The organism is Paracraurococcus ruber, from assembly GCF_004353985.1.
GTDB lineage: Bacteria > Pseudomonadota > Alphaproteobacteria > Acetobacterales > Acetobacteraceae > Paracraurococcus > Paracraurococcus ruber.
The window spans coordinates 1-8,782 of the sequence record NZ_SMOA01000230.1 but is presented as its reverse complement, the minus strand read 5'-3'; the positions used below and the strand labels follow the sequence as shown (position 1 = coordinate 8,782).

The window sequence follows — 8,782 nt, the reverse complement described above, 5'->3', positions numbered from 1 at the left end:
CAGGCCGGGCGCCGCGCCTTGCCGGCGCCATGGCCGGGCCGCTCCGCCGCGGCGCCGGCCGCGGTGATGGACCGCCGCCCGCCTGATCCGCGCCAGGCATGCCATGTCCCGCGGCGCCATCGCGCTGGCGGGGCGGGCCATCGGTCTCGGACGTCCCGATCCAGGACTTCGGGCGCCTACCCGGCGGAGCCGACCCGCTTCAGGAAGATCCAGCACCCGCCATCCGCCGTGGACAGCGCGCGGACGTGCAACTCGACATCCAGGGCACCGCTCGGCATGGCGGCAATGTGGCCGAAGGCGAGATCGAGCGTGCCCGCCGAACGCGCCGCGTCGATGCGGCCGCGAAACTCGTCATTGTCGAGGCAGGGCGCGACGTCCGCGAAGAGCAGGTGGCCGACCGCCGCCTTGCGATATCCCGACTGCCGACGCTCGGTGTCGCTGTAGAAGGTGATGCGGCCTTCTGCGTCGAGGCGGATGGCCCCGAAAGGGAGGCGGTGGATCTCCGCCAGGGGCAGACGCTCGATCTCGGCTGCCAGGGACGCGGAATCGAAATCCGGAATGCCTGGGCCCGGCATGGCGCGGCTCCAACGTCCTGTCCGACACGGGCCGGAAGGCCGCCGTTGCGGCGCCTCACCCCTCCCTTGCGGGCAACAGCTGCAAATCCTCGAACACGGCGACGCCGGCGAGATGGGTCACCGTGACGCCGTCCGCCGAGAGGGGGAGCATCACCCTTTGCAGCAGCACCGGCAAGCCGTCGCCCAGCGAGACCCGGGCATAGTCGTAGGAGGGCACGCCGGTCCTCGCGCAGCGACGGTAGAGGGCCGTGGCGGAGCCGCCGAGTGCGCCGTCGAGTTCGCCGCGACTGCCGCCCAGGGACAGGCCGGCCAAGGGGCGGCCGAACCGCTCCTCGAGGCTGCGGCCGGCATATTGGAAGCGGAACACGCCGGCCTCGATGTCCAGCACCTGCAACAGGAATGCCCGGGCCGCCGTCTGCTCCGAAAGCTCGGTCAGCGGGAATGCGCCGGGTGCGGGCAGATGGTCCGCCTGGCTGCCGCGCAGCGCCGACCAGCGCACATAGGCTTCCCGCAATTCCGCCTGCACCAGCCTTTCCCGCAGGCGGTCCACCACCGGCGGCGGCGCGGCGGCCTGCGCTCCGGCGGAAAGCCGCCCCAGGCCGCGAAGGATCGCCGCCGCCAGTGCCGCATCGCTGAAGGGCTTCCGCAACACCGGTATCTCGCCGGGATCGAAGCCGATGTCGCGTCCGGTGACGTACAGCGCCGGAAGGCCGGGCCGCGCCGCTCGCAACCGGTCGACCAGCAGCGTCGCGGATGCGCCGCGCATGGACAGGTTCGTGAGCACCATGTCCACCGTGCCGGCCGAAAGGAAAAGCCCTTCGGCGGCTTCGGCGGTCGGCGCCTCGATGACCCGGTATCCCAGGTCGCGCAGCATCCCCGCCATCACCCGCCGCAGCGGGTCATCCTGCTCGACCAGGAGGAGCGTGGCGCCCCCGTGCAGGGCGGGGTTCAGGGCCGCGGTCTCGCCGTCGGACCGGTCCTCGCGCGCCGTCTCGATGAGTTCGGCACGGGGCAGAAGCAGGGTCACGGTCGTGCCCGCGCCAGGGGCGCTGCGAAGCGACAAGGTGCCGCCTGCCTCCCGGGCGAAGGCATGCGCCGAGGCAAGCCCCAGCCCGGTGCCCGTGCCGGGCGCCTTGGTGGTGAAGAAGGGCTCGGTCGCGCGCTGCAAGGTTTCGGCGTCCATGCCGGTGCCGGTGTCGGTGACCGAGAGCAGGACGTGGCCGTACCCGGCACGGAGATCGGGCGGAAGATCCTCCGCCCGCGCATTGCGCGCGGCGATGGTCATGCGGCCGCCCATCGGCATGGCATCGCGGGCATTCGCCGTGAGGTTCAGCAGGGCGGTCTCGAGCCGCACCCGGTCGACGATGACCGGCCAGGTGTCGGGGGCGACGTCGATCGAGCAGGCCACCTGCCGTCCCGCGACATGGCCGATCATGCTCTCCGCGTTCATCAGCAGCGGCTTCAGGTCGGTCAGGACGGTTTCAGCCTGCTCCCGGCGGACGAAGGTCATGAGCTGCCCGATGAGCTTGGCCCCCCGGTCGGCGGCATGCATGCCCTGCTCGACCAGCGCGAGCACCTCGGCGCTTTCGACGCGCCGTCGCACCAGCCGGAAACTGCCCTGGACGGCGGCCAGGACGTTGTTGAAGTCGTGCACGACGCTGCCCGTCAGATGGCCCAGCGCTTCCAGCTTCTGCGACTGCAGCAGGGCGGCCTGCGTGTCCCCGCGGCGGCGCATCTCGGCGGCCAATTCGACGGCGACGTCCCGCAGGGTCCGTGTCCGCTCCGCGACCAGGATCTCCAACTCGGCCCTGGCGCGCTCGCGTGACTTGGCCAGGGCATGGTCGGCCGTGGCATTGCGCGACACCACGAGGATGCGCGGTTCCCCGTCGCTCATGCCGGCGATGGGCAGCACCTCGGCGCTCCACCAGACCGCTTCGCCCCCGGCCGCCCGCATCATGCCCTCGAAGCGGGCCGTGCCGCCGGCGAGCGCCTCGGCCACGGCTGCACGGGCCTCCTGGGCCTCTGCCTTCCCCCACAGATCGAACCATGTCCGGCCGGTCAGTTCCGCCGCATCGGCGACACCGAGGTTGCGGCAGGCGACCGCATTGGCGAACAGGAACCGGCCCTCCCGGTCCAGCACCTTCACGCAGTCGGTGGTGGTTTCCATGACCGAGCGCAGCATGCCCGCATGCGAGGCCGCCGCTTCCTCGGCCCGCATCTGCTCCGAGAGGTCGACGGCGAAGGCGGCGCAGTCGCTGCTGCCCGGGTCCAGCAGGCCGAAGGCGACCAGAGCCGGCACGCGTTCGCCGCCCGGCCGGACGAACTCCGCCTCATAGGGGGTGGAGCGTCCCTGTCGCACCGCGGCGTCGATGGCGGCGCCGTCGCGGGCGCGCCCCTCCGGCGCGGTCACCGCCGCCCAGGGGACCCGGCCGGTGGCGAGCCTGGCGGCATCGAGGCCGGCCAGCTTCAGGAAGGCGTCGTTGGCGCTGTGGATGTTGCCCTGGGCATCGATGCGCGCCACGCCGACCGGGCTGGCGCAGAAGAGCGCCTTCAACTCGGCCAGGGCGCGGTCGCGGTCGGCCGAGGCTTTGGCCAGGGCCGCGCTCAGGTCATCCACCTCGGCCAGGCCGCTGCCGCCCGGTGCGGTGTCCGTCATGGCGCGGGCGGCAAGGGCTCCGGTTCCGGGATCGAGGAACCGGAGCGACGCGGCGATGCGCCGGGCCAGGAACAGCGCCAGCATCAGGCTGGTCGTCAGCAGCAGGGCCCCGATGACCGCCACACGCTCCAGGGCGGTGCGCAGCGGCGCCCGGAATACGGCCTCGGGCAGGTGGATGCGCACCCAGTAGCCGCTCAGCGGCGCCAGGGCATGCGCGGAGATGTGTTGCAACCCGTCCTGGGCGGTGAAGGTGACGACCCCTGCATCGGAGGTCCGGCGGTCGAGATTGGTGCCGGCCGGCGTCCCCACCCGCTCGGCGTCCTGCGAGGTCCGGGCGACCATGGTGAAATTGCGGTCGAGGATGGCCGCGACCCCGCCTTCCGGAAGCCGCTGCTGCGTCAGCGCGTCCAGCACGCGCTCACGCTTCAGGATGAAGGCGACGAGATAGCGCTCCCGGCCGGTCGGCGCGTCCAGGTCGAAGGGCAGCACCACCGAGATGGCGTGGTGCCGCGTCGTGGGGCTGACGAAGAGATTGCTGATCGACCAACGCCCGCTGGCCAGGGCGTCGAGGGCGTGCTGGGTGGCAATCACCTCGCCCGGGGGTGTCGCCGTGGGCCAGAGCGTGCTGAGCAGGACGCGGCCCCGTCCGTCGCCGAGGCTCACTGCCTCGGCGACGCCAGCCTCCGCCACCACCCGCATCTCCGCCAGGAAAGTTTCGAGGTCGCCCCGCGCGAGCGCCGCGGACCGGGTGAGCGGTTGCAGCATGTGCCGCGCTTCGAGGAACTCGCGGTCCAGCAGGTAGGCCATGGCATGCGCCTGCGCAACGAGGCGTTCTTCCGCCGCGGCGCGATTGGCCGCATGGTACATCCAGACACTGCCGGCGGCGAGGGCCAGCAGGGGCAGCGAGACCGCGAAGACGAAATTGAGGACACGCTCACGGATGGTGGCACTGCGCCGCCGCGGTCGTTTTGGAATAAAACCAAACCTGCGTGGGGGGGGCGGTTCAAGACTGGCTTGGCGAGTGTCTGAAACCCAGAGTTGCATAACGACCAGCGCCCTTCGCACCAACCTGCGCGCGAAGACGATATTCGCGCGAGATTGTTTAATTATACAAGCAAGATTCGGAAACCCTTAACGAATCGCACTGATTGCCTCATCCGTGGTCATCCACCGCGCGGATGCGACATGGCATGCACCTGGAGCGTAAACCCCTGTTTCGACTTGAGGATTTTCAGGCGAAGGCCGGCCCGCGGCCCCTCATGCCGGCTTACCCCGCCAGGGATTTGGGCATGACAAACCCTGCCAAGGGAACCCCTGACAGCCCGTGACGCGCAGGCAGAGCCAGCGACCCTGGACCCACGGAAACGTCGCAACGCGCCCCCGACCTTGGATCGATATCAATCATGAGGGGCGTTATATATGCCGATCCATAATATTGCCAAATCATGGCGCGGGTCGGTCGCCGCGCCCATGCGGCCGGCGCCGCCTCGTTTCATGGCCGGTTTCCGGTCGACGTGGCCGGCCCCAAGGCCGTGCCGCATCGCGCGAAAGCCGGCTTGGCGGTGACGGACACGCGCAGCCGGGCGCCGGACGCGGCGCGGATCCGCGATGCGATGCAGGGCGCGGTGTTGTGGGGCCGGGCCGATGCGGCAATTCGGTGCCTCGTTGGCGCGGCTGTCCGGAACGGTGGGCTGCGGATGACATGGTTGTCCGGGGCGGCAACCAGGGCCTGGGTTCGCCAGCCTGGGTTTCCGCGGGCGGCAGGCCGGCCGGTGCGATAGGCGTGCCGCCGCATGGCTGGCGCACGGCCTGGCGGACTGGCGGGCACCCTGCTGCAGGGGCCACCCGGGAAGGCCCGGCTCCGAGCGGCGATGGAAGGCGCGCAGGCTCCATGCCGGATGCCATGCGTGATCCACGCCACCGCCTGGGCCTGCGCCTCGGACCCCATGACCCGGAGCGGCTGGCCAGCTTGGCTGGCGTGCTGCAGCGAGACGCGGGCCGGCCTTTCCTCCGCGGCGCCTTCGGGCGCCGTTGACCGCGACCGCCGCGCGCCAGGTCGCCTGTGCCATCCGGTCGTTGGGTTAGGCGGGGATCGGTGGCGGTGGTTGAACCGGGCCCACCCGCGCGTGCCGCGTTCGGCCGCAGCGAGGCCGCCGGCATCCCGCTGAGGTCCATCTCCGGTAGCGCCTCCCGGGGCGCGGCCGATGCGCCCGAGGAGGCGCGCCGGGCACGCCCGCACAGGCGTTTCAAGGGTGCCTACCAGGGCACGGCCGCCGTGCCGGCGCAGGCACCGGGCGGGCGACGTCCGACAAGCGACGCCCAAGGCAGGCTTGCATCGGTCTCGGGCGGGCGACCTTGCATGTTCGGACATGGCCGCGAGCCAGCAGCGAGGCGGTCGAGGCGCCGCGCGCGGTCTCCGCGAGCATCGCCGCAGCGGCCGGGGGCAACGACGCATGGCCGTGGCGGTCAGCGCGGGAGAGGGTCGCGGGGGAGGAGGGTCACCGGCGCCGCCCGGGACATCCGGCCGCCACCGACCGGCCGATGGGCCAGCCAGGGCGGTTCGGCCGCCTCGCTCCGGCCCGGCCGCACGACCGTTCCCGGGCGGGCGCACAGCCGCGATGCAACCCAAATGAAATCAGGGGAAGATGGCTCCGGCGGTTGGATTCGAACCAACGACCAACGGATTAACAGTCCGCTGCGCTACCGCTGCGCCACGCCGGATCAGCCAGGGCGCGGCGTATAGCAGCCGCGCCGTTCCTTGTAAGCCCCTTCAGGCCTCCCGGGCGAAGATTTCCTCGCCTGGAGGTCCGGGGCGGAATTGAACCGCCGTAGCAGGTTTTGCAGACCTGTGCCTGACCACTCGGCCACCGGACCGCCAAAGGGGGTGCCCCGGCGCCGCCGCCGGGACCTGCCCTCGCGGGCCGCGCCTCTATCGGGCGGCGGCGACGGCGGGTCAAGGCCCGCGGCCCGCCGCGCCGCCAGGCCGCGCCGCCCGGCACGCCGCGGCTTGGCGGCGCGGCGGGGCGGCTCCTATAACCCGGCGGCCTCGGGAAGGGTTGGGCTCCATGGATTTTGCGGATGCGCGCAAGCGCATGGTGGATGGGCAGCTGCGCCCCAACCGGGTGACCGATCCGCGCCTGCTCGACGCGATGCGCGACCTGCCGCGCGAGGAATTCCTGCCGCGCGCCGTCCGCGCCCGCGCCTATGCCGATGAGGATGTGCCGCTGCCCGGCGGCCGCGCCCTGATCCAGCCGATGGCGATCGCCCGGCTGGTCCAGCTGGCGGCGGTGCGGCCGGGCGACCGCGCCCTGGTGGTCTGTGCCGGCACCGGCTACGGCGCGGCGGTCCTGGCGCGCTGCGGCGCCCGGGTGACCGCGCTGGAAAGCGCCGAGCCGCTGCTGGCCATCGCCGGGACGGCGCTGGCCGCCTGCCTGCCGGCCGGCGCCGTCCGGCTGGAAGCGGCGCCGCCCGCGGCCGGATTCGCCGCCGGCGCGCCCTACGACGCCATCCTGATCGAGGGCGAGGTGCCGGAAATCCCCGCCGCCATCGCCGCACAGCTGGCGGAAGGCGGGCGGCTGGTCGCCGTGCTCGGCGCCGGGCGGCGGAATGGCGTGGCCACCCTGGCGCGGCGCCTGGGCGGCACCGTGACGACGACGCCGGCCTTCGATTGCGCCACCGTGGCGCTGCCGGAATTCGCCGCCGCGCCGGGCTTCGTCTTCTGAGGCTGGGCGCCGGATACCGACGGTTAACCGCGCCGGCCGATAGGCTGGCGCCGGGCCGCGCCGGCCCGCGTTGCGGCAAAGCCGCACCGGGCGGGGGCGAGCTTGCCACGCCCTTGCCCCTACGGTGCATTGCGGTATGGCAGCCCCGGCCGACTCGTCTAGGGTAGGCAGTGACCCGCGGCCGCGGCCGCGACGGAAGGACAATGCCAGGATGACATCGTTCCGCCCCGCCTTGGCGCTCGCCACCGCGCTGCTGGCGCCGGCGCCCTTCTTCGCCCCCGCGGCCCATGCCCAGACCCTGTCCGACGCGCTGGCGCAGGCCTATGCCAACAACCCGGCCCTGCTGGCCGCCCGCGCCAACCTGCGGGCGGTGGATGAGAACGTGCCACAGGCGCTGGCCGGCTGGCGGCCGACCGTGACCGTCCAGAGCACCGCCGGCGTGCTCGACGGGCGCAACCGCACGCTCGGCGTCTTCCAGGACATCAACCCGGCCACCGGGCAGATCGAACGGGTGCAGCGCGGCGTCACGTCGCATGTCGAGCGGCAGCTGATGACCAACAGCGTGTCGGTCACCCAGCCGCTGTTCCGCGGCGGCCGCACCGTCGCCCAGACCCGCCGGGCCGAGAACCAGGTGCTGGCCGAACGGGCCCGGCTGCTGGGGACCGAGCAGCAGGTGATGAGCGATTCGGTGAACGCCTATGTCGCGGTGATCCGCGACCAGGAGCTGCTGCGGCTCAACATCAACAACGAGCAGGTGCTGGCCGAGCAGCTGCGCGCCACCAACGAACGCTTCCGGGTGGGCGAGATCACCCGCACCGACGTGGCGCAGGCGGAAAGCCGGCTGGCCAATGCCCGCGCCCTGCGGTCCCAGGCGGAAGGCAACCTGCAGATCAGCCGCGCCACCTTCCAGCGCGTCATCGGCATGATGCCGCAGCGCCTGGTGGCGCCGCAGCCGCTGCGCGCGCCGGTGCAGAACAGCCAGGAAGCCGGGCTGGCCGCCGCCACCAACAACCCGACGGTCGTCGCCGCCCTGTTCGACGAGGCGGCGGGGCGGGACGCCATCAACGTGCAGATCAGCCAGCTGCTGCCGCAGCTGAGCGTGACCGGCCAGGCCTTCCGCAACGACAACCAGGTCTCCACCCACACCCGCAGCACCGCGGGTCAGGTCGTGGCGCAGCTGACCGTGCCGATCTACCAGGGCGGGTCGGAATACGCCGCGGTGCGGCAGGCGCGGCAGCAGGCGCAGCAGCTCCGCAGCGTGGTGGAGGACCGGCGCCGCACCGCCACCCAGGCCGCCATCCAGGCCTGGGAACAGCTGCAGAGCAGCCGGGCGCAGGTGGACAGCCAGCGTTCCGCCATCCGCGCGTCCGAGATCGCGCTGGACGGCGTGCAGCGCGAAGCCATCGTCGGCAGCCGCACCACCCTGGAAGTGCTGAACCAGGAGCAGGAGCTGCTGCAGAACCGCACCAACCTGGTGCAGGCGCTGGCGACGGTGGTGGCGCAGTCCTACACCCTGGCCGGCGCGGTCGGCCGGCTGACGGCACAGGACCTGGGCCTGCAGGTCGATCTCTACGACATGCGCGCCTACTACAACGCGGTGCGCAACCGTTGGATCGGCCTCGGCGACTATTCCGACGTGGCGGAGCGCCGCTGATGGCCGAGGAGCGCCCGGCCGGGCCCGCCGCCCCGCCGCCCGGCGGCGTGCCGGCCGCCGGCGCTCCCCCCGACCCGAGCATGGAGGACATCCTCGCCTCCATCCGCCGGATCCTGAGCGAGGACGAGACCGCCCCGGCCGCGGGCGGCGCGCCCACCCCGGCCGCCGCCGCGCC

At 72.5% G+C, this 8,782-nt stretch carries 4 protein-coding genes and 2 tRNA genes; 2 read left to right on the top strand and 4 right to left on the bottom strand.

The window, feature by feature from the left end; all coding sequences use genetic code 11:
• Nucleotides 1-176: 176 nt before the first annotated feature.
• The 4 genes from E2C05_RS25160 to E2C05_RS25145 form a co-directional block, all read right to left on the bottom strand.
• Entirely contained in the window at nt 177-575 is a 399-nt protein-coding gene (locus tag E2C05_RS25160; RefSeq protein WP_133222395.1) for a PAS domain-containing protein, read from the bottom strand.
• 55 nt (nt 576-630) lie between these two features.
• Nucleotides 631-4,098, bottom strand: a complete 3,468-nt coding sequence (locus E2C05_RS25155) for a PAS domain-containing protein (RefSeq protein ID WP_158292360.1) — start codon at nt 4,096-4,098, stop codon at nt 631-633.
• Nucleotides 4,099-5,877: 1,779 nt separating this feature from the next.
• Nucleotides 5,878-5,952, bottom strand: a tRNA-Asn gene (locus tag E2C05_RS25150).
• A 79-nt stretch (nt 5,953-6,031) separates the two neighbouring features.
• Nucleotides 6,032-6,105: transfer RNA gene (locus tag E2C05_RS25145), tRNA-Cys, on the bottom strand.
• Nucleotides 6,106-6,296: 191 nt separating this feature from the next.
• Between E2C05_RS25145 and E2C05_RS25140 the strand changes: the two genes are divergently transcribed.
• Nucleotides 6,297-6,953 carry a protein-L-isoaspartate O-methyltransferase family protein gene (locus E2C05_RS25140; protein ID WP_133222393.1) on the top strand — a complete coding sequence of 219 codons (657 nt, stop codon included), beginning with the start codon at nt 6,297-6,299 and terminating at the stop codon, nt 6,951-6,953.
• A gap of 211 nt (nt 6,954-7,164) precedes the next feature.
• On the top strand, nt 7,165-8,607 hold the full coding sequence (locus E2C05_RS25135; protein ID WP_133222392.1) for a TolC family outer membrane protein: 1,443 nt from the start codon (nt 7,165-7,167) through the stop codon (nt 8,605-8,607).
• Nucleotides 8,608-8,782 lie beyond the last annotated feature (175 nt).